The 21,769-nt window shown below is 25.5% G+C and carries 17 protein-coding genes; 9 read left to right on the top strand and 8 right to left on the bottom strand.

Annotation, left to right across the window (positions count from 1 at the left end):
* Positions 1–31: 31 nt before the first annotated feature.
* The 5 genes from ABGF48_RS02020 (at position 32) to ABGF48_RS02000 (ending at position 4,587) form a co-directional block, all read left to right on the top strand.
* Positions 32–175 (top strand): hypothetical protein, encoded by a 144-nt coding sequence (locus ABGF48_RS02020; protein ID WP_408104690.1) that lies wholly within the window; start codon positions 32–34, stop codon positions 173–175.
* Complete coding sequence (locus ABGF48_RS02015) at positions 175–783, top strand: DUF1307 domain-containing protein (protein ID WP_408104689.1); 609 nt, start codon at positions 175–177, stop codon at positions 781–783. The genes ABGF48_RS02020 and ABGF48_RS02015 overlap by 1 nt, the downstream gene beginning before the upstream one ends.
* 15 nt (positions 784–798) lie before the next feature.
* Positions 799–1,287, top strand: coding sequence for a DUF1307 domain-containing protein (locus ABGF48_RS02010; protein WP_408104688.1), 489 nt, complete (start codon positions 799–801; stop codon positions 1,285–1,287).
* 274 nt (positions 1,288–1,561) lie between these two features.
* Positions 1,562–3,190 (top strand): MutS-related protein, encoded by a 1,629-nt coding sequence (locus ABGF48_RS02005; RefSeq protein ID WP_408104687.1) that lies wholly within the window; start codon positions 1,562–1,564, stop codon positions 3,188–3,190.
* Between the two features lie 71 nt (positions 3,191–3,261).
* Entirely contained in the window at positions 3,262–4,587 is a 1,326-nt protein-coding gene (locus ABGF48_RS02000) for a D-serine ammonia-lyase (protein ID WP_408104686.1), read from the top strand.
* A 299-nt stretch (positions 4,588–4,886) separates the two neighbouring features.
* On the opposite strand, the gene ABGF48_RS01995 is transcribed toward ABGF48_RS02000, so the two are convergent.
* Genes ABGF48_RS01995 through ABGF48_RS01985 form a run of 3 tightly spaced genes read right to left on the bottom strand, consistent with a single transcriptional unit; the run spans position 4,887 to position 9,673 of the window.
* Positions 4,887–7,613 (bottom strand): AAA family ATPase, encoded by a 2,727-nt coding sequence (locus ABGF48_RS01995; RefSeq protein ID WP_408104685.1) that lies wholly within the window; start codon positions 7,611–7,613, stop codon positions 4,887–4,889.
* Positions 7,600–8,739 carry an exonuclease SbcCD subunit D gene (locus ABGF48_RS01990; RefSeq protein ID WP_408104684.1) on the bottom strand — a complete coding sequence of 380 codons (1,140 nt, stop codon included), beginning with the start codon at positions 8,737–8,739 and terminating at the stop codon, positions 7,600–7,602. The genes ABGF48_RS01995 and ABGF48_RS01990 overlap by 14 nt, the downstream gene beginning before the upstream one ends.
* 1 nt (position 8,740) lies before the next feature.
* Complete coding sequence (locus ABGF48_RS01985) at positions 8,741–9,673, bottom strand: Abi family protein (protein ID WP_408104683.1); 933 nt, start codon at positions 9,671–9,673, stop codon at positions 8,741–8,743.
* 103 nt (positions 9,674–9,776) lie between these two features.
* Here ABGF48_RS01985 and ABGF48_RS01980 point away from each other — a divergent pair, with 103 nt between their 5' ends.
* Both ABGF48_RS01980 and ABGF48_RS01975 read left to right on the top strand, forming a co-directional pair.
* Positions 9,777–11,378, top strand: a complete 1,602-nt coding sequence (locus ABGF48_RS01980; protein WP_408104682.1) for an FAD-binding protein — start codon at positions 9,777–9,779, stop codon at positions 11,376–11,378.
* 45 nt (positions 11,379–11,423) lie between these two features.
* Positions 11,424–12,641 carry an FprA family A-type flavoprotein gene (locus tag ABGF48_RS01975; RefSeq protein WP_408104681.1) on the top strand — a complete coding sequence of 406 codons (1,218 nt, stop codon included), beginning with the start codon at positions 11,424–11,426 and terminating at the stop codon, positions 12,639–12,641.
* Positions 12,642–13,094: 453 nt separating this feature from the next.
* Here the strand turns inward: ABGF48_RS01975 and ABGF48_RS01970 are convergent, their stop codons facing one another.
* The 5 genes from ABGF48_RS01970 to ABGF48_RS01950 form a co-directional block, all read right to left on the bottom strand.
* Positions 13,095–13,817: a hypothetical protein gene (locus ABGF48_RS01970; RefSeq protein ID WP_408104680.1), complete on the bottom strand. Its 723-nt coding sequence runs from the start codon at positions 13,815–13,817 to the stop codon at positions 13,095–13,097.
* A gap of 150 nt (positions 13,818–13,967) precedes the next feature.
* Positions 13,968–15,770 carry an oligoendopeptidase F gene (pepF, locus tag ABGF48_RS01965; protein ID WP_408104679.1) on the bottom strand — a complete coding sequence of 601 codons (1,803 nt, stop codon included), beginning with the start codon at positions 15,768–15,770 and terminating at the stop codon, positions 13,968–13,970.
* A gap of 267 nt (positions 15,771–16,037) precedes the next feature.
* Positions 16,038–16,763: an amino acid ABC transporter ATP-binding protein gene (locus tag ABGF48_RS01960; protein WP_408104678.1), complete on the bottom strand. Its 726-nt coding sequence runs from the start codon at positions 16,761–16,763 to the stop codon at positions 16,038–16,040.
* An 8-nt stretch (positions 16,764–16,771) separates the two neighbouring features.
* Positions 16,772–18,322 carry an ABC transporter substrate-binding protein/permease gene (locus tag ABGF48_RS01955; protein WP_408104677.1) on the bottom strand — a complete coding sequence of 517 codons (1,551 nt, stop codon included), beginning with the start codon at positions 18,320–18,322 and terminating at the stop codon, positions 16,772–16,774.
* A 363-nt stretch (positions 18,323–18,685) separates the two neighbouring features.
* Complete coding sequence (locus ABGF48_RS01950) at positions 18,686–19,720, bottom strand: hypothetical protein (RefSeq protein ID WP_408104676.1); 1,035 nt, start codon at positions 19,718–19,720, stop codon at positions 18,686–18,688.
* A gap of 108 nt (positions 19,721–19,828) precedes the next feature.
* Here ABGF48_RS01950 and ABGF48_RS01945 point away from each other — a divergent pair, with 108 nt between their 5' ends.
* Positions 19,829–20,725 carry a YihY/virulence factor BrkB family protein gene (locus ABGF48_RS01945; RefSeq protein WP_408104675.1) on the top strand — a complete coding sequence of 299 codons (897 nt, stop codon included), beginning with the start codon at positions 19,829–19,831 and terminating at the stop codon, positions 20,723–20,725.
* Complete coding sequence (locus ABGF48_RS01940; protein ID WP_408104674.1) at positions 20,707–21,669, top strand: alpha/beta hydrolase; 963 nt, start codon at positions 20,707–20,709, stop codon at positions 21,667–21,669. Before ABGF48_RS01945 ends, ABGF48_RS01940 begins: the two co-directional genes overlap by 19 nt.
* Positions 21,670–21,769: the final 100 nt, after the last annotated feature.

The raw sequence follows: 21,769 nt of genomic DNA, 5'->3' as shown, positions 1-21,769 counted from the left end.
GGTATAATAAAATAAAAAAAAGGAGTATTTTATGGATATAAATAGACAAAAAATGGAAAATGATTTGATCATTGAAAAGGAAATTGAATTAGATCAAGAAATTACAGAAAAAGAAGAAGGAAATATAGAAAAAGAAGACTTAGAAAAAGATGGGGAAGAAAAAAAGGGAAAATAATGAAATTAAAATTTAAGTTAATTTTACTTGCATTTGTTTTAATTTCATTTGTAGGATGCAGCAAAAATAATACTGAAACTAAAAAAGAGACAATACAAGAAACAAAAAAAGAGACAATGCAAGAAACTAAAAAAGAGACAATGCAAGAAACTAAAAAAGAGACAATGCAAGAAACTAAAAAAGAGACAATGCAAGAAACTAAAAATGAAACTATAGGAAAAGAAGAGTTAAAAGGTATCGTTACATCTGAACAAAATGCCTCAGTAACAAAAACTAATTACTATGCAAATGGTAATATAGTTACTAAAATAGAACAAATTACTGATGCAGATTTATCAAAATTTGATTCTGATACTGTTGAAATTTTCAAAGCAAATATAGAACCAACAAAGCAAAAATATTCTAAAATTAAAGGTATAGAATATTCAGTAAATATAGAAAATGATAAATTACATGAAGTTTTAATAATGCATGTAAATGATCCTGAAATTTTGAAAAATTTAATTGACTCTAAACTACTAGCAATAGAAAAAGGAACTACTCAAATTAAATTAGATAAAATTCTAAATCAATTTGAAAGCGCTGGTTTTAACGTTGAAAGAAGATAATTTTAGGAGATGTATATGAAAATAAAAATAAAAAACTTATTTGTAATTTCATTATCAATGATAATGTTTTTAACTATTGTTGCTTGTTCAAAAAAAACTATAAAAAATGTAAATGATAATGCTGATGCAGTTGCAAGTTATGAACAAAATGAAAGTAAAAGCCAAATAGAATATTTTAAAAATGGAGATAAAGTTTCCAGAATTATTCATACTAATACATTAAAATTAGAAAAAATAGATTCTAAAAACTTGGAAAACATAGAAAAAATAGCGAAAAAAATTGATGAAAATCAAAAAAATATAAAAGGACTAAAATATAAATTTTCAAAAGATGATAAAGAAATAAAAGAGATATTAGATTTAGATTTAAGCAGTAAAGAAAATATTAAAAGCTTAATAGACAATCAATTGTTACCATCTGAAGCATCTGAAGAAAAAAATATTAATTTAGATAATATATTAAATAAACTTAAAGAAAACGGCTGGAAAATAGAAAAAAAATAATTTTATTATAGAGGTGTAAAAACGAAAAAATTAATGACTTATACTTTAGCATTATTAATGGAATTTGATCTCTCAAAGAAAGAATATATTAAAGCTTTATCAGAAAAAAATTGTTAAATACTGATAGTAAAGCAGATTATATATTATTAGAACAATCAAAACAACAATTAAAATCTAAATGTTCTTCAATAAAAGAACATAAATAAAAATATAAAAAAGATGTAACACATACATATAGAGGTATATGCTACATCTTTTTTTGAAAGGTAATATTATGGATAATTTAACAGAACTTATAATATTTTTGGCTATTTCTTCAGCCATTATCATATTTTCTACTGTAGCTAATTATAAATACATAATTAATAAAATTTCTTCAACTTGGGGAAAATATAAATCTTATGAATTTTTAAATCCTGAAAATGAAGAATTTTTAAGAAATTCTTACAAAGTACTGAAAAAACACTCAAATTCAGATACCTATATCGATGATTTAACTTGGAATGATTTAGATATGACTAAAATATTTAATAAAATAAATACAACTTATTCAAGTATTGGATCTGAAATATTATATTATAGATTAAGACACTTGAATGCGTCAGAAAAAGATAAAGAATTTTTTGAAAACATTCAAAACTATTACTCTAAATATGATAAAGATAGGATTAAAACCCAATATTATTTTTACAAATTAGGAAAATTTGAAAATAACAAAGTATTGGAATTTGTGGATAATGCTAAGTCTAAAAAGTTTTATGAAGCTTATTTATATATAATCTTAGGTTTGCTTCCTATTTTTATAATATTAGGATATTTTTTTATATCTGAAACTTTTATAGCATTTATATTACCATCTTTAGCAATTAATGCTGGATTTTCATACTATAAAAAACTTAATACTGAATCTGATTTTAACAATATTAATTACATAATAAGCACAATTAAAACCGCAAAAAAAATTTCTAAATTTAATTTAAAAATTTCAAATAGAATAAAAAATAATATTTTTAATTTAAATAAGTTAACAAAAATGATTTTAGTAGCTGAATCACATGCTTCTTCGTCTGTTGATTTTTTAGCATATTTCTTAAATAAAATATTTATGACTCAACTTATTTTTCATAAACTTGCATTAAAAGAAATATCTGAAAATAAAACTGAAATTTTTGATTTATGGAAAAATTTAGGTGATGTAGAATCCGGCATAGCTATATTAAACTTCAAAAATATTGTAAAAGATTATTGCATTCCTACTTTTACTGAAAATTATAGTGTATATGGTAAAAAAATATATCATCCACTTATTAAAAATCCGGTAAAGAATAATATTGATTGGAAAGAAAACATTTTAATTTCCGGATCAAATGCTTCTGGGAAATCTACATATGTAAAATCTGTTGCAATTAATATATTATTTTCTCAAACAATTTATATGGCTTTAGCTTCGGAATTTATTTTAAGACCCGCAAATGTACTAACTTCGATGGCGATAAAAGATGATATAGATAATGGAGAAAGTTATTTCATTGCAGAAATTAAATCACTAAAGAGAATTATTGATGATATAGAATCAAATAATTCATATTACTTTATTGACGAAATATTAAAAGGTACAAATACAATAGAGAGAATTGCAGCATCTTCAAGTATTATAGACTATTTTATTGAGAAAAAAGTTCTTTCATTTATAGCCACACATGATATTGAATTAACTCAAAAATTTGAAAATAGACTTGTTAATTTACATTTTAGAGAATCATTTACAGATAATAATAATTTAATCTTCGATTATAAAGTACATGAGGGTCCATCCAAAACAAAAAATGCTATAAAATTATTAGAAATAATGAATTTTCCTAAAAAGATAGTAGAAAATTCTAAAAAAGAAATATTATCTTAATAAACTATTTATATTTTATTAATTTATTGATAAAATATATATTTGTAGATTGTAAATAAGGAGTTAACAAAATGTACACAAAAGAAGAATTAATAGGCATTAATCCATTGCTAGAAAAGGTTGCAAATCTAGAACCAACAGTTTGGATAAATCCAGATAGAAAAACAGGTGATGCAGCATGGGAAAATGTTGAATTTACTAGAGATGATATAATCGATGCCGAAAAAAGAATGGAAAGATTTGCTCCATTAATAGTAAAACTTTTTTCAGATGTTGAAGGAGTTGAAGAATCAAAAGGAATATTAGAATCTCCTTTAGTTCACTTAGAAAACTTAGAAAAAAAATATAAAATAGAAAAAAATCTAAAAGGAAATTTATACCTAAAACTTGACTCTCACTTACCAGTATGTGGCTCAATCAAGGCTAGAGGTGGCTTGTATGAAGTTTTAGTTTTCGCAGAAATTTTAGCAAGAGAAAATAATTTAATAGATGATACAAAAGATTATAGTCAATTTGCAGATGAAAATTTTAGAGAACTATTTTCAAAATATACAGTTCAAGTTGCATCAACAGGAAATTTAGGTATTTCCGTTGGTGTAATGGGTGCAGCATTAGGATTTAACACTATTGTTCACATGTCAAATGATGCAAAAGAATGGAAAAAAGCACATCTAAGAAACCGTGGCGCTACAGTAATAGAATATGACGGAGAATTTTCTAGTGCAATAACTCAAGCAAGGGAAATTTCAATAAAAGATCCTTATAGCTATTTTGTTGATGATGAAAATTCAACAACATTATTTAAGGGATACTCAGTAGCAGCATTAAGAGTTAAGAGACAATTAGAAGAAATGAATATAAAAGTTGATGAAGATCACCCTCTATTCCTATATATGCCATGTGGAGTAGGTGGTTCATCAGGAGGAGTTGCTTTTGGTTTTAGAAATGTTTTAGGCGATAATGTACACGCATTTTTTGTTGAAACAACACATATTCCAAGTTTCTTGATAGGTGCTTCAACAAAACTTCATTCAAACGTTTCGGTTCATGATTTAGGAATCGATGGAATCACTGAAGCAGACGGACTTTCAGTTGCAAGACCTTCAAAATTCTCAGGTTACACAATGGAAACCCTTTTAAGTGGTGTATTTACTTGTAATGATGATGTTTTATTTGAACACTTAAAAAATCTAAATAATTTAGAAGATATTAGAATCGAACCTTCATCATGTGCTTCAATTGATGCATCTGTTGATTTATTCAATTATGAAAATGCTAAAAAATATTTAGAAGATCATAATTTAATGAATAAATTAGAAAATATTACCCATATTTGTTGGGCAACTGGTGGAAATTTAGTACCTGAAGACGTGATGAATGAGTATCTTTCAAAATAGTACCATTTTTTTGAAAAAGTATTAAATTTTTGTAACAATAATGACATTAACAAATTATAAATTCTGTTGTATTATATATACATGGAGTTGATATCACTAACACTTCCTTTAGTCCTCTCTAAAAGAAGTGTTTGTCTAAGGCGGAGTCACCGCCTTCTTAGATACCAGACTATTTAGAGCTGTCAATAGTATAGTGAATTTATAATTTTATCTCTATGGATTACTCTCACCCATATTTATAAATTCATAGGTGACATCGATCGAGTAAATTAAGGAGCCCAAAGCTCCTTATTTATGTTTTAAATTAAAGTTGATACACCATCAACAGATTTTTCCACTAAAATTTTCTTATCTATTTGCTCTTTTAATGTTTCCACATGAGAAATTATTCCTATCAATTTATTATTTTGACTAATATCAAATAATGTTGACATAACCTTTGAAAGTGTATCTCTATCCAGAGTTCCAAATCCTTCATCAATAAACATTGAATTTAATTCAATACCTCCTCTTTGCATTTGAACAACATCTGATAAACCTAAAGCAAGAGAAAGAGCAGCTTGAAATGATTCACCACCTGATAAAGTATTAATATTTCTTTCACTCCTATTATGATGATCTACCACCTCTAAATCCAGCCCCCACTGTTCCATAAGATTACTTGCCTCAGTTTTTCTCTTAAGACTATATTTTTCATTTGTCATTTTATTAAATCTCAAATTTGCATGATATAAAATCTCATCTAAAAATATAGTTTGCACAAAAGTTTCAAATTTAATTCTTGATGTCCCACTTACTTTACCTTTAATAACATCATTTAATTCAAGTATGCTTAAATATTTCTTTTCAACACTCTTAGAATTATCTAAGTTATTTTGTAATTTTTTCAATTGTGTTTTATTAATTTCTAAATTAAAATGAATATCTGACATTGTCATATTTTCATATTTTAATTTAATCTCTAATTCCCTCAATTCAATTTCTAAATCATTAATATCAACATTATATTTATCGTCAAGTTGTAACTTAAGCAGCTCTAATGTTTTTGAAATTTCTGTGTGATTTTTTGAGTATTCCAAATATTTTTCACGAATAACATTTATCTCTTCAGTATAAGTTTTCTTATTCTCCATTAAATCACTCATTTTTTTATCAACATCTACTTCTGACTTATTTCCTAATTTATTAATTTCTTCATTTTTTTGTTCATTCAAGTTTTTAATATTTTGATCAAATTTAATTATATTATCATTTAATTCTTTTAGCTCATACTCAATTTTTTTCTTACTGTCTAAAATATCTTCTTTTTCAATATTTTTTTCTACAATTAATTTTTCGATATTTTCTAAATTTGATTTTTCAATTTTTAATAATTTGTAATCATTATTCAGTTTTTCACTTAAAATTAGTGATTCATTGTTATTTAAATCTTTATATTCATTAAATTCTAAAATTTGATTATTATATATATTTATTGTTTTATCAGAAGAATTTATTTCATTTTTTATATTTTCAAGTTCATTTCGATATTTTTCAAATTCTTTTTTTAACTTATCTACAAATTTTTTATCAGGTAAGTCATCCTTAAACTTAGCTAAATTTGGATGTTCTAAAGATCCACAAACAGGACAAGGCATGCCTTCGTCTAAATTTTTTGCTAAAATACCTGCTTGAGATTCAAAAAATACTTCTTCTGCATCTTCATATTTCGCATGTTTTTTTTTAATAACTGGTTTTAGCTTTTCGTATTCCTTTATTAAATTATCTTTATTTCTTTCCTCTTTTAGCACATTATTTATTATTTCTGTATATTTTTCTAAACTATTAATAGATAATTCTAAATCTTTTATCTTTAATTTATTATCTGATATTTGTTTTTCAACATTTTTATTATTTTTCAAAAAATCATCAATCTCTGAAATCTGATTATTGATATTATATAAAATTTCTTTTTTTAAGCTAATATTTTTAGATATTTTCACATGATTTTCTTGCTCAACTTCTATTTTTTTATTAATATCATTTAATTTAATAAATTTTTCCTTTTCAATATTAAGTTGATTTATTTTTGAATTTATATTTTCAAGATCTTTTTCAATAGTTGATATATTATTATATTTTTCTTTATACTTAATAAAATTTAAATTTATATTTTCAAATTGATCTTCTAATTTTGTAATTTTTTCTTTTGTTAAATTATATGATTCAACTTTTTCAAATAAGTATTTTTTTGAATCAATCACTTTTTGTAATTTTAAAATTTTCTCACTTAATAAATCATATTGTAGTGCATATTTTTCATTTACAGTATTAATATTATTTATAACTTCTTCTATAGATATATTTTTTGATTCCTCAAATTTTTCCTGATTTTCAATATCATATTTAAAATTGCTTAAAATCTCATCTCTAACGCTTTTTAATTCATCTCTTTTTTTTGATATTTCCTTTAATTTATTTGAAATTTCAAACTCTAATTTGTTATATTTTTCCGTGAAAAATATTTTTCTAAAAAGCTTAGACTTTTCTTCATTTGATGCTTTTAATAATTTCATAAAATTACCTTGAGCTAACATCACTATTTGTCTAAACTGAATAGAATCAACTCCTAATAAATTTATAATAAACTGATCAGCTTCTTTTAAATCATCAATTATTTTTCCATCAGAAACTTCCACAATCGTTTTTTTACTACCTTTTGAAGTTAGTCCTTCCCCTCGCTTTTTTTCTCTTTCATATTTTGGAGTACGTCTAATTTTAACTATTTTTCCTTTATATTCAAACTCAAGTTTTACATAAGTTTCAACGCTAGGATCTGAAGCAACAAATCTAATCATGCTTTCATCTCTTTCTCCACCACTTGAATCTCCAAATAGTGCAAATGTTATCGCATCAAAAATAGTTGTTTTTCCCGATCCAGTATTTCCGCTTATTAAATACACTCCATTATTAAACTTATCAAAATCAATACTTATTTTATCCTTAAATGGACCAAATGCTTGCATTGTAAGATTAATTATTTTCATTATCACTCCATATTTTTTCAATTATATCACTCATAATTTTTTTCTTATCTTCAGTTAAATATTTTCCTGTTTTTTGATGATAAAATTCTTCAAAAATTTCTAATGGGCTTTTATTTTTTATAGTTTTTTCTAAATCATCAAAGCTGTCATTTCCATTTGTTTTATTTATATATTTCATTGTTAAAGTATTAGGATATATTTTTCTAATTTTCTGCATTCCATCTAATATATCATCTTCATCTTCTAAAACTAAATGTATATAATCATCTTTATTTTGGTCATTAATTGATTTTTTTATAATATATTCAAATTCCCCTTTAATAGTTCTCATATCCCTAAGAAAATTTATCTTTTTCTCATATATTTCTAAATTTCCCTTTTCCTTAACATTAATTAAAGTAATTGATTTATCATATCCTGTTTCACTTGCCGAATATTTTAAGAGCGATCCAGGATATCTCAACTTCCCATTTAAGAATGATTGTTTTTTATGAATATGTCCCATAGCAATATAATCAAATTTATCATATAGATAATCCGGTACCGCTTCTAAAAGTCCAGCATATATTTCTTCAGATTCCGAAAGTGTAGCATTTAATATAAATTGATGCGATAAAATTATATTTCTTTCTTCTTTATCAATATCAATATTATCCAAAACAATTCTTACTGCATCACTATAGTCATCAACTTTTTCTTCCGGATAAAACTGTCTAACTTGACTTGGCTTGACATAAGGAAATAAATAAAAATTAATTTTTCCATATTTATCATTAAAAGAAATCTTTTGGATTTCCCCACTAAATGGTCTAGATATATATATTTCAGAACTTGATAAAATATCCGATGCAAATGATAATCTTTCTGATGAATCATGATTTCCACTAATAATTAAAATTTTAACATTTAATTTTTTTACTGATGTTATAAAATCATCAAAAACTTTAATCGCATCTGCCGATGGAACAAAATTTTGATATATGTCTCCAGCAATTAAAAGAGTATCTACTATTTCAGATTTTAATAATTTTATTATCTCATTTAAAGCATAAATCTGATCTTCTATCATTGAATAACCATCTACATTTTTGCCTATATGTAGATCTGCTAAATGCATTATCTTCATTTTAACCCCTTTTATATCCTATATGTTGCATAACATTTTCAAATACTGATTCATCAACATTTTCCTTTAATCTTTGAATTTCTGACTTAATCTTCATTTCAGTTTCTACATAATAGTTTTTAGGTAACAATGCTTGCAATACAACTACAGTATCAAATAATCTATTTCTTTTATCTGAAGGCTTAATATTATAAACTTCATGTATAACTGAAAAATATTCAATTGTATTAAATTCAAAATCAAGTATTAAATTATCATGCGCACATATATTTCTTATATCTTTAGCATTTTTTAAAAATGATTCTAATTGTGATGGAGTTAAGTGCCCATCTATATTTTTTTCAATATTCTCTTCAACAAACTTTTGGAATTCATCAGCAATTTTTTCTTTTAATGAATAATCAAAAGTATCATATATATTTATAATATTTCCGAACGTCATAAAATTTACAATAAACCAAAATGGAACAGAATTATATTTTGATAAATAATATTTAATGCTTCTGTTGTAATTTTTCTCTTCTTCAAATTTTTGAATTGATTCTTGCATTCTTTCAATATTTATATTTACGTATTCAATATCTTTAGAATCATAATTTTTCGGATTTAAATATGCCCCTGGTTGAGGATATTTTTCGACAAATTTATATGAAATAATACTTCTTGAAATTCTTTCAATTTCCAACATTGCAGATATCAAAATCTTTTTTAACTCTTTATCAAATTCATGCAAGTCTACTAAATCATTAAAATTTGTTCCTTTTTTATACATATTTGTTTCTTTATCAATTAAAAATTTATATGTACCATTTATTATTTTGTAATAGTTATATCTTAATAAAATATCTTTTGCATATTCCTCGTTTTCTATTACTAATCCTCTGGATTTTAAAATATTAATTTGTTCTTCTATTGTTTTAAAATAACTTGACATAAATCCTCCTTTTACTACATTTTATCATAATATTAAAATTAATCCTTTATTAATTTATATTTGATTAGTATAATAAATATATAACTTAAAAGTGAGGTAAGAAATGCTTTACAATTTAAAAGATAAATACGTAGAATACGAAAATAAAATAAAAATTTGGGCGAATAATTTTTTAATAGAAAATACATTTTCAAAAAATATTTTAAAAAAATTAAAAGATGATAAATTATTTGGTTTTCACAGTCCTAAAGCATATGGAGGATTTGGAAAGGATTATATAAATCAAGTTTTAGCAATTCAGGAAATATCAAAAATTAATCCTAATGCTTCATTTAGTATTATTTCTAATAATTTTTTCATAAATGGATTATTTAAGTATGGAAATTTTAATCAAAAAATGAAGTATTTAAGTCCTGTTGATAAAGGTGAATTAATTGCTTCCATTTTATTGTTAGAAGAAAAATACAATTTAGACTTAAAAAAATCAAAAACAAAAATCGTTAAAAAGGAAAAGTATTTAATACTTAATGGTAAAAAATATTTTTCATATGGTTCAAAAGAAACTGATTTATTTCTTGTTTTAGCTAAAAATGAATCAGGAAACTTATCACTTTTAGTAGTTGAGAAGGATTTAAGTGGAATAGAGATAGAAAAAGATGATAAACATACTTATGTATCGTTTAATAACGTTGAAATCCCTAGAACAAACGTATTAGGAGACTTTAATAGTGGATATGAAATTTGTATTAGTTTGCTTATTGAAAATCACCTTTCGTTAGCAGCACATTATTTGGGTATATCTCTTGATTCGTATGATAAAATAATTTTAGCGCTAACAAAAATAAAAGATTTAAGTAATAATTCAGAAATACTTCAAAATTTTTCTGAAATAAGTGCAAATATTGAAGCAGCTAAACTACTAACATACAGAGCAGCAGAAATGAAATCTAATGGATTAGATACTTCAAAAGAATCTTTATTAGCAAAATCATTTAATGAAAAGTTAGCAGTGGAAATTATAAACCTTGAATTTCTGTTAAATTCTGACAATAAAGAATTAATAAGTAAACTTAGATCTAAAAAAGACATTAACTTTAATAATATTTTTAACTCAGATTTAGAAAATATAAACTTATTAATTACTGATAAAATAATTGAAAAAATCGCATGTGTAGATATTCTAAATAAAAACACAAATGATATAAATATTAAAAAACGTAAATTAATTATTTTAGAAAATAATGATCTTGAAAAAAACGTAGATGAACTTATAAATTATATTTTAGATGATATTAAAAGTTCAAAAATATCTCAAGATTTATATGGTGATATAGAATCTGCTGAAAATATTGTTTCATTTGGGCTAGGTATTGAAGATAGAGATAATATTACCGAAATTGAAAAACTTGCTAAAATTATAAATGCAACAATTGGATGTACAAGACCTATTTCTGAAGAGCTTGAATGGATGCCAAATGATAGATATATAGGTTCTACTGGTAAAAAGTTCAATGGAAATATTTACTTTGCTCTTGGGCTATCCGGTTCAATTCATCACTTAAATGGAATTAAAAATGCAAATACAATAATTGCAATTAATACAGATAGACATGCTAAAGTTTTCAGTAATTGTGATTATGGAATAGTTGCAGACTTAAAAGAATTTATAAATATTTTCTTAAAAAAAATACAAGAAAAATTATAATATTATGATACAATAAAAATAGCATAAAAATATAGGGAGGAAAATATGCATAACGTAAGACAAATAGCAAAAGATACTTGGTATATTGGTGTAAACGACAACAAAACACACAGATTTGAAAATTTACATCCTCTACCAGAAGGTGTTACATACAATTCATACATGATTTTAGATGAAAAAACATGTTTATTTGATACTGTTGAATGGGGATTTGCAGAACAATTCTTAGAAAATATTGAACATTTACTAAATGGTAGAGATTTAGATGTTGTTATTGTAAATCACATGGAACCAGATCATGCTGGTGCATTAGGTGAAATAATGTACAGATATCCAAAAGCTCACTACTACATGACAGCTAAAGCTGTAGAATTTTGTAGAAACTTTGGATTCCCAGTAGATGATGTACCTCATACAGCTGTAAAAGAAGGAGATACATTAAGTTTAGGCAGCCACACATTAACATTCGTTGAAGCTCCTATGGTTCACTGGCCAGAAGTAATGTTCACATATGATATATCAACAAAAGTATTATTCTCAGCAGACGCATTCGGTACATTTGGATTATTAGATGGTAGATTATTTGATGATGAACTAGATTTTGAAAAAGACTTCATGGATCACGCAAGAAGATACTTCACAAATATCGTAGGTAAATACGGTAAACCAGTTATGAATGTTTTAGCAAAAGCTGCAACAATAGAAATAGAAACAATTGCTCCATTACACGGTCCAGTTTGGAGAAAAAATCTAGGCACATTAATTGAAAAATACAAAAAATGGGCAACATACACTCCAGAAGAAAAAGGTGTATTGATCGTTTACGGTTCAATGTACGGACATACAGAAGAAGTAGCTTACTTAATGGCTTCACTATTAGTACAAAGAGGCATTACAAATGTTAAAGTTTATGATGCATCAAAAACACATCTTTCATACATTATAGCTGACGCGTTTAGATTATCTCACATGGTATTCACATCAGTAACATACAACATGACACTATATCCAACAGTTCATGCATTAATTCAAGATATGAAAATGTTAAATGTACAAAATAGAGACGTTGCAATCATTGAAAATGGTTCATGGGCATCAAGAGCTGGTAAGATTATGTTGGACGAATTTAATTCAATGAAAAATATGAATGTTTTAAATCCTGACATGTTAAGTTTCTCATCATCATTAGATGAAACAAAGAGACCAGAATTAGAAAAATTAGCAGATCAAATTGCTGAATCAGTAAAAAATAAAGAATTATAATAAAAATAAAAACTTCCATCGCCAATAATGCTTACTTTTAATCAAGCAGCAAATTCGGCTATTGGAAGTTTTATTTTTAAATATATTCATAACTAGCATTTGCTTTTTATCTATTTAAATTTACGAAAGCAGATAGATATCTTGTTTTAACTATTTCTGTCCGTAAAATTTTGTATCAATTATGTAAAAAAGCAAACGGATTACCTGATTTATACATTCTTGTCCGTAAAATTTTGTTATTTATTTGTACAGAGCAGACAAATTACTAATTTTTTCAATTTTTATCCGTAATTTTTGGTACCCAATTGCTATAAAAGCAGACAGATTTAGCTTTGTGCCTCATTTTATCCGTAATTTCCTGTATTTACCTAAAATAAAAGCAGACAAATTCAGCTTTTTCACTTATTTTGTCCGTAATTTCCAATTTCTACTGTAATAAAAGCTAACAAATTTTTACCTAATTTCTTCTCCATTCAATGCTTCATTCGGAAGCGTAACTTCACCATTAACCTTTTTAACTTCTGATATATTTAACTCTATATCTTTGTTATAAACTTTAATTTCCTTAATTGAATAATTTGATGCATCTACTTTAATTTCAACTTTGTTATCTTCATTAAATACCTCATCTTTTTTTAATGGATCTTTTTCAAAATCTCCTGCTAATTCTTCTTTAATTTTTAATAAATTTGTAGATAGCACATAATTAGAACTTTCCTTTAAAACTGTAAATACCTTACGTTCAAATAATTGATTTATTGAAGTTAAGATTTTATCCTCATTTGTTTTACCTGATATTTTTGATTGGTCTAACATTTGAGTTAAATCTTGTTCAGTTTTATTCCATTGACCAAACATATTTATATAAAACTTAACACTATTTAATTTAGAAAAATCAAAATAAACTGAAGGACTAAAATTTTTATTTTGTAAATTAGCAAATACCTTCTTATTTGAATCAATTTTCAAATCCGCTTTTAAATCATCCTCAATATTTTTTATCTTCTTATTTTTTTGTTTTAAACTTAAATTCGCTTCTATCATCTTATAATCTTTATAATAATTCATCACATTTTGTTGGATTTGTTTTGGCGTCTTTTGACCAAATACACCACACGAAGTAAATAAAACTGTAAACACAACCAATAATAAACTTAATTTTTTAATTTTTTTCATAATATATCCTCCCTATTTACTCATATGTTATTATAATGTTCTCATATTTACAATTTTCTAACAAAAATGTAATTATATAAAAATAAGAGTTTGCTAATACGATTTAAACTCCCTAAAATAAAGGATAAAATCTTAAGCAAACTCTTAATATTAAATTTCTCCTAATTTCACTGAAATTTCTTCTATTTCTGAAATTAAAGATCCAATGTATGCTACTGTGTCTTTTAATGGAGTATCTGTTGATACATCAACTCCAGCTAATTGAGCTAATTCTTGAGGTGATTTTGATCCACCAAGTTTTAAAACTTCTTTCCATTGATTTGCAACTTCTTGACCTTCTGCTCTTATCTTTTTAGAAACTTGTGTACCGATTGTCAGTCCTGCTGAATATGTGTATGGATATAGTCCCATGTAATAGTGTGGTTGTCTCATCCATGTTAATTCTGATCCGTCTACAAGTTCAACTACATCTCCCCAAAATTTTTCCAATGTTTCCTTGAAAATGTTATTTAAGATTTTAGCATTAACTTGTCTACCTTCATCAACTAATTTATAAACTTCTCTTTGATAATATGCTTCTAACAAGTGTGTTACAAAGTTGTGATAGTATGTCTTTGCAACCATTTGAGATAACACCCATCTCTTCATTCTTAAATCATTTTCCTTCTCTGCCATATTTAACAAGTGATTTTCAACGATTAATTCATTTGTTGTTGATGGTGCTTCAACAAAATACATTGAAGGATCTGAATTTAAGATACTTTGGTGTTCGTGTGTCAATTGGAAGTGTCCAGCGTGTCCTAATTCGTGAGCTAAAGTCATCACATCTGACATATTTTCATTAAATGACATCAAAATGTATGAATTTGTGCCATATGGTGATGCACAAAATGCCCCTGTTGATTTTCCTTCACTATCTACATAGTCAATCCATCTATTTTCAAAGGCTTCTTTCATTATTGATAAATAGTCATCTCCAAGAATTGATAATCCTTCTAAAACATATTTTTCAGCTTCTTGATATGAAACTTTCTTTGAATAATCTGGATCTACTTCCATTTTTAAGTCAGAATATTTTAAAGTATCTAATTGGTGGATTCTTTTTAGGATACTTGCATATTTTCTCATATGTGGTGCAAGCTCTTCCATGATTACATCCATTTGTCTATTGTATAATTCTTTTGAAACTTTTTGACCACTTAATAAATAATCAAATACTGAATCATATCCTCTTAATTTTGAAATAATCTTTTCTTTTTGAACTTGTGTGTTGTATACTGAAGCTGTTGTATTTTCATATTTTCTTAACGTTTTTGAAAATGCTTCAAATGCATTTCTTCTAACTTCTGTATTCTTATCATATTCCAAGCTTCCTTCAAATTTGTTATATGTCAAGGAATGTTTTTCACCATTTGCTTCAAAATCCGGGAATGCAATATCCTTAAATTTTGTTTCTCCATATAGTCTATATGGAGCGCTTAGTATTGGTGATAAGCTCTTCAATGCTTTTTCAACATCAGGACTTAATGTATGTGCTTTTTGTTCCAAAATATCTTCGATGAATACCTTAAAATCATTTTCTTTTTTTGCTTCTTCCAAAATTTCTGTATCTAATTCTAAAATTTCACTTTCATAAAAACTCAACATTGCATCATATTCTGCAAATACTTGATATAGATCATTTGCTCTATTTTCAGCTTCTTCATCAAGTGTATTGGCTTCAACTGGTAAAGTTGCATAATGATTAATCTTTGAAGCTATCTCTGAAAATTCGATCATATCTCTTATTGATTGAGATAATATTTCTAATGAATTAATTTTTCCTTTATAATTTTCAACAAATTTCAAGATTAAATTTTTATATTTTTCTACTTGTTGTTCATATTCTTCAACTGTTTTATAAATCAAAGAAATATCCCATGTTTGTTCGATTTGTACATCTTCTCTTTTCATAATTTTCTCCTATTCCTCAATATTATTTTATTATATTTTAACATAAAAAATAAAGAGATTAGATAATTTTATTCTAATCTCTTGTTTAATTATTTTTTTACAGCATTCCAGATAATTTCAAACAATATATCTTCCTGTAAAACATTTTAATACTTCTTTATTTTCATATTTACCAAATCTTTTTCGATAAATCACTACATATTTACCAAATCTAAATAAAAAAGAGATACAAACGTTTAATTTCCGTCTATATCTCTTATTATATAATTATACTAATTTCAAGAATTCTCTTGTTCTTTCAAATTTTGGATTTGTAAACATTTCTTCTGCTGGTAAATCTTCTAAAATTTTACCTTTTTCCATAAATACTACTCTATCAGAAACTTTTCTTGCAAATTCCATTTCGTGTGTAACTACTATCATTGTAAAACCTAAATCAGCCAATTGCTTCATTGTATTTAATACTTCTCCAACCATTTCTGGATCAAGTGCTGATGTTGGCTCATCAAAAAGTAAAACTTTAGGTTCCATTGCCAATGCTCTTGCAATTGCAACTCTTTGTTTTTGCCCACCAGAAAGTTGTGATGGTTTTGCATTTTGAAAAGCATTCATTCCTACTAAATTTAAGTAATACTTTGCTTTTTCTTCAGCATCTTTTTGACTTTTATTTAGGACTTTAGTTTGTCCAATTATACAATTTTTCAAAACATTCATATTGTCAAACAGGTTAAATTGTTGAAATACCATCCCTAAATTCTTTCTATGTTTATTATGGTCGATATTGTTATCTAAAATATTTTGACCTTCAAATATAATTTTGCCAGAATTTGGTTCTTCAAGGAGATTTAAGCATCTCAAAAGTGTAGATTTCCCAGACCCTGAAGATCCAATAATTGTGATTACTTCACCTTCATTAACAGAAAAATCAATACCTTTTAATACTTCATTTTCTCCAAATGACTTGTGAATATTTTTTACTTCTAATATACTCATATTTCCTCCTAATTACTACTACTTAACACATCGTGTTCTATTTTCTTGTATGAAGAATTTCCTCTCAAATATCTTTCAAGTAAGTGCAATAGTGATGTTATGCTCAATGTTAATGCCAAATATATTACTGATGTTATGAAATATGTTTGGAAGAATTTAAAATTTGCACCAGCTATTGATTTTGTTGAGAAAAATAATTCTTGTACCGATATTACGTTAAGTACTGATGTATCCTTTATGTTAACTATAAATTCATTTCCTATATTAGGAATGATATTTCTAAACACTTGTGGTAAGATTACATAAATCATTGTTTGTAAGTGATTCATTCCCAAGGCTTTCGCTGCTTCAACTTGTCCTTTATCGATAGAATTGATTCCTCCTCTTACAACCTCAGCCATATATGCTCCTGTATTTACAGATACAATTATGAATGCTGATGCCATTGGAGACATATTTATATTATAAAATAGCTGTAAACCATAGTAGAATAACACAGCTTGTACCATCATTGGAGTACCTCTTGTAACTTGAACGTAAATATTTGCTATTAGTTTCGCTATATTTACAAGAATGTTTAAGATTACATTTTTCACTTTTGGAATTGTTTTTATTATACCAACTAACATACCGATTAAAAGACCAATAATTGTACCTATTAAAGATATTAAAATCGTATTAATTGTACCTGAAATAAATGAAGCTTTGTTATTTACAGCTATATCCCAAATACTTTCTTCTGGTACTTTCCCTAATTGTATATTAATTACATTGTCCATTATTTTTTCTTTTTCTTCTGAACTAATTTCTGCAAGAATTTTATTCATAGGAGCTAGAAGTTCTGAACCTTTTTTTAAGCCAATTGCTATGGACGTATCTTCTGGATTTGTCTTAAATCCTGGATTTAATTCAATATATTTGAAAGCTTTATTAGAGTTTTCAGCTGAAACCCCTTCTGGTTTTTCAGCTACATATGCATCAACTTTTCCACTTTCAACAGCTACCCTCATCGCTGAAAAATCAGTCATCGGCTTTCCATGATTTACCCCTGGAATTTGGTCAATTACTGTGTCATGGAATGTATTTAATTGAGCAACTATATTTGCTCCATTTAAATCATTAATACTTTTTGCATTTGAGTATTTTCCACCATTTTTAGTTACCAATATTAGCTTTGATTCATAATAATTTTGTGTAAAATCTAATTCTTTTTTTCTTTCAGCGGTAGGACTCATACCTGCTATAATTGCATCAATTTTCCCTGATTGAACAGAAGGTAATAATCCATCCCACTCTGTTTTAACTACCACAACATCCATCCCTAATTTATTAGCAATTATTTTTGCAATTTGAACATCATATCCATTTGCATATTCACTTGATCCTTCTATCTGCACTGCTCCATTTGAATTATCCTTTTGAGTCCAATTAAATGGAGCATACGCAGCTTCCATTCCAACTCTTAAAACTTTTCTATTACTAGCATTTGTATTAATAGTAGGAATAAACCCTAAAACTGTAACAAATAAAAGTAATAATGTAAAAACTCTCTTTCTCATTTTTCCTCCAAAAAATATATTTATTTAGTTCAGATAGATAATCTTTCGATTTAAACTAAAAAACACCTCGTCCCGTCTTTCGACTTAGGACGAAGTGCATAAACTCCGTGTTACCACCTAAATTTGTATATATTTCACAATATATACCTTAGCAAGTACTATCATACTCCTTTGCTATAACGTGCAAACCACGTCGCCTCATCAACTATTATATCCGAAACGCTGCTCAAAGTCTTTATTTTTTATATCTTTTATTGTCTACTTTCACCTTACTAGACTCTCTGTAAATAAAGAGGATATAAATACTCTTCTTTTCTCTGCATTTAATAAACATATATTAACAATTTATATTTTAAATGTCAACTATTTGTTATATTTTCCATTCCAATTTAGTAAAATTTCTCTTAAATTAGCTGAAATAGCTGCATCTGAATAGTCACTTTGTATTAAAAACATAAATGGTTTTTCCCCTAAAATAAATCCTAATTCTAGATTGTATCCATATTCATAACTTCCAACAAAACCCATGAAATTGTCTAAGTTTAACTTATACACACTATCATAATGCTGTGCAGAATTAATAATATTAATATAAGTGTTTGGATAAAATGATTCTTTATCTTTTTTACTTAAAGCTAAATTTAACATCTTAAAAATATCTTCAATTTTCATTTCATTTTCTTTACTTATTAATATTTTATACTTATTATTGGCGTATGTCTTCCAGTCTCCATTTACATTTTTATTTAATGTTTGTAATACTAATTTAATTCTCCAATCGCCACCTTTTATAATCATATCACTAATCAAATCCTGTAATGTTATAGATTTTTTTTCATCTTTTTCTACAAATTTTGATATATCAATATTCATACTATAATCTAATTTTTTTTCTTTATATAAATCTTCAGCAATCATTGAAATTATAAAAACATTATTATTTCTCATAGGAATCAAATTAGTTTCGCTAATTTTTATAATTTTTTTATCTTTATCATTTAAATTTTCATATGCTATATTTACATTTTTTTTATTCAATTTTTGCGTATCTATATATGAATTAATTTCAGTAATCAGCACATTTTCTGCATTTTTTATAACATTTTCAATCTTTTTTATTAAAGCCTCAGCAGTTTCATTACTTTTTTCATCATTTTTCAAATTTTTGGCAGTAGTAATTATTTCATTTGTACTCTTTTTATTATCTGATTTACTTGCCAAATTACCTTTAACACTAAATATTTTAGTGATAATAAATAATACTAAAATTATAAATAATACTAGAATAGAAACAAAAATTGAAATTTTTTTATAATTGTATTTTACATTTCTATTTCTTTTTCTATATCTTTTATTTCTTTTTTCAATTAATAACTTTTCTTTATCATCTCTTTCCATATACACCTCATCAAAATTATAACATATAATTCTAGATTTTTATAACTTACAGCTTTATGGTATAGTATTAATATATGAATTTGACATAAAAATATGAAAGGGAAATTTATGAAAAAATTAAAAAATTTTATTAGATACTTTATAAAACTTATGAGTGTAAGTGAATCAGATTTAGCATCAACATTTTTAGCTTATTATCTATTACTTTCATTCATTCCTCTACTTGCTTTTCTTTCTCAAGTTTTGGTTTATGTTACACCAAATTTTGAATCATTTATTTATGATCTTATGAAAAGTTTACCAAATGATGTCAATAAAATATTTATGCCTATAGTAAAAAGTATTTTTAATGGACAATCTTCTTCTTTATCTTTAATTGCTATTGGATCATCCATTTGGTTAGGTTCAAGAGGTTTTTTAGGTTTAATTAAATCATTAAATAAGATATTTGATGTTAATACAGAAGGTAAAATTCCATATTATGAAGTAATTTTTTCAGTATTTTATACAATAGGTTTCATGATAGTCATTGGATCTTTATTACTATTTTCCGTATATAATGAAAAGATACTATCTATTTTTAAAAGCTTTACAGATAATATACTTATAATTAACAATATTTCTAATTTTCTAATAGATGGAATTGGATATTTAATGCCTATGATTATTTCCATAGTATTATTTGTATTTTTTTATAGATATGCTCCATCATTTGAAAAAGGAAAAAGAATTTCGTTTAAGCTATCACTTATCGGTTCTATTATAGCAACTTTAGGTATAGGATTAATTACCTTTTTCTATAAATTCACAAATGATACTTTACAAAGATCTCCTAGCTATTATGGATCCTTGGGAAGTATATTAGTAACATTAGTGTGGTTGCTAGGTATTTGCCAAATTATTATTTATGGTGCAGTATTTATAAAAACTTATAAAGATGTTATTATAGAAAATAAAACTATAAAATATTTAGAGGAAAAAGTTAAATGCAAAAGAAAAGCTTAAAATTCAAATTAAAATTATATGCATTATCATTATTAATAATTTTATTAATATTACTAGGAGTAGCATCAGCGTTTTTAGTGAATTATGCTCTTGCAAAAAAGGGCGATGGTAAGAATAGAAATGTAAAAACAAACATAGTTTCAATAAATAATAAAGATAATTACAAAAAACAAAAAGAATTAACTAAAGAATTCTTAAATACAAATAAAGAAAAAGAAGCAGAGATAACATCAAATGATAATTTAAAATTAAAAGGGTACTATTTTGAGAACAAATCAGATAAATGGGTTATTTTACTTCATGGTTACAGAACAAATCATACCCATAATTATGATTATGCTCAAAAATATTTTGAAAATAAATATAATATACTAAACCCTGATTTAAGAGCATCCGGAAACTCTGAAGGAAATTATGTTGGAATGGGTTTTTTAGAAAAAAATGATATTTTACTATGGATTAATTGGATAATAGACAAAAATCCTAACGCTGAAATTATTCTTCATGGAATGTCTATGGGGGCGGCTACAACAATGATGGTTGCGGGAGAAAACACTCCAAAACAAGTAAAATTATTTATTGAAGATTCCGGTTATACAAGTGCATGGGATATATTTTCATCAGAATTAAAACTTAGATTTAATTTACCACAATTTCCTATAATGTATACATCAAATTTATTTTCAGGAATAATGGCTGGATACAAGTTTAGTGATGCTTCTGCAATAGATGCTGTAAAAAAATCCTCAAAACCAATATTATTCATTCATGGTGATAAAGATGATTTTGTACCATTTGAAATGATGAATAAACTTTATGAAGCCAAAACTAATGGTGTTAAAGACAAATTCGTATCAAAAGGTGCAGGTCATACTAAATCTATTTATATTTCAAATAGAGAATACTGGAATAAAGTATTTGATTTTATAGAAAAAAATAATTGAAATAAGGGGTTGTTACAAAAATAAAAGATAGCCTTTAAATTACAAAAATTTAATAAAAATATAAAACAAGAAAATATAAACAAAAAAAGCTATTACAAAA

The organism is Helcococcus bovis (assembly GCF_046035835.1).
In the GTDB taxonomy this organism is placed as follows: Bacteria; Bacillota; Clostridia; order Tissierellales; family Peptoniphilaceae; genus Helcococcus; species Helcococcus bovis.
The sequence above is the reverse complement of the archived record's forward strand: the minus strand, read 5'-3'. Positions and strand labels throughout refer to the sequence as shown.

Coding starts and splice junctions, on each gene's coding strand:
- ABGF48_RS02020 (WP_408104690.1), top strand. CDS start 32: ATGGATATAAATAGACAAAAAATGGAAAATGATTTGATCATTGAAAAG.
- ABGF48_RS02015 (WP_408104689.1), top strand. CDS start 175: ATGAAATTAAAATTTAAGTTAATTTTACTTGCATTTGTTTTAATTTCA.
- ABGF48_RS02010 (WP_408104688.1), top strand. CDS start 799: ATGAAAATAAAAATAAAAAACTTATTTGTAATTTCATTATCAATGATA.
- ABGF48_RS02005 (WP_408104687.1), top strand. CDS start 1,562: ATGGATAATTTAACAGAACTTATAATATTTTTGGCTATTTCTTCAGCC.
- ABGF48_RS02000 (WP_408104686.1), top strand. CDS start 3,262: ATGTACACAAAAGAAGAATTAATAGGCATTAATCCATTGCTAGAAAAG.
- ABGF48_RS01995 (WP_408104685.1), bottom strand. CDS start 7,613: ATGAAAATAATTAATCTTACAATGCAAGCATTTGGTCCATTTAAGGAT.
- ABGF48_RS01990 (WP_408104684.1), bottom strand. CDS start 8,739: ATGAAGATAATGCATTTAGCAGATCTACATATAGGCAAAAATGTAGAT.
- ABGF48_RS01985 (WP_408104683.1), bottom strand. CDS start 9,673: ATGTCAAGTTATTTTAAAACAATAGAAGAACAAATTAATATTTTAAAA.
- ABGF48_RS01980 (WP_408104682.1), top strand. CDS start 9,777: ATGCTTTACAATTTAAAAGATAAATACGTAGAATACGAAAATAAAATA.
- ABGF48_RS01975 (WP_408104681.1), top strand. CDS start 11,424: ATGCATAACGTAAGACAAATAGCAAAAGATACTTGGTATATTGGTGTA.
- ABGF48_RS01970 (WP_408104680.1), bottom strand. CDS start 13,817: ATGAAAAAAATTAAAAAATTAAGTTTATTATTGGTTGTGTTTACAGTT.
- pepF (WP_408104679.1), bottom strand. CDS start 15,770: ATGAAAAGAGAAGATGTACAAATCGAACAAACATGGGATATTTCTTTG.
- ABGF48_RS01960 (WP_408104678.1), bottom strand. CDS start 16,763: ATGAGTATATTAGAAGTAAAAAATATTCACAAGTCATTTGGAGAAAAT.
- ABGF48_RS01955 (WP_408104677.1), bottom strand. CDS start 18,322: ATGAGAAAGAGAGTTTTTACATTATTACTTTTATTTGTTACAGTTTTA.
- ABGF48_RS01950 (WP_408104676.1), bottom strand. CDS start 19,720: ATGGAAAGAGATGATAAAGAAAAGTTATTAATTGAAAAAAGAAATAAA.
- ABGF48_RS01945 (WP_408104675.1), top strand. CDS start 19,829: ATGAAAAAATTAAAAAATTTTATTAGATACTTTATAAAACTTATGAGT.
- ABGF48_RS01940 (WP_408104674.1), top strand. CDS start 20,707: ATGCAAAAGAAAAGCTTAAAATTCAAATTAAAATTATATGCATTATCA.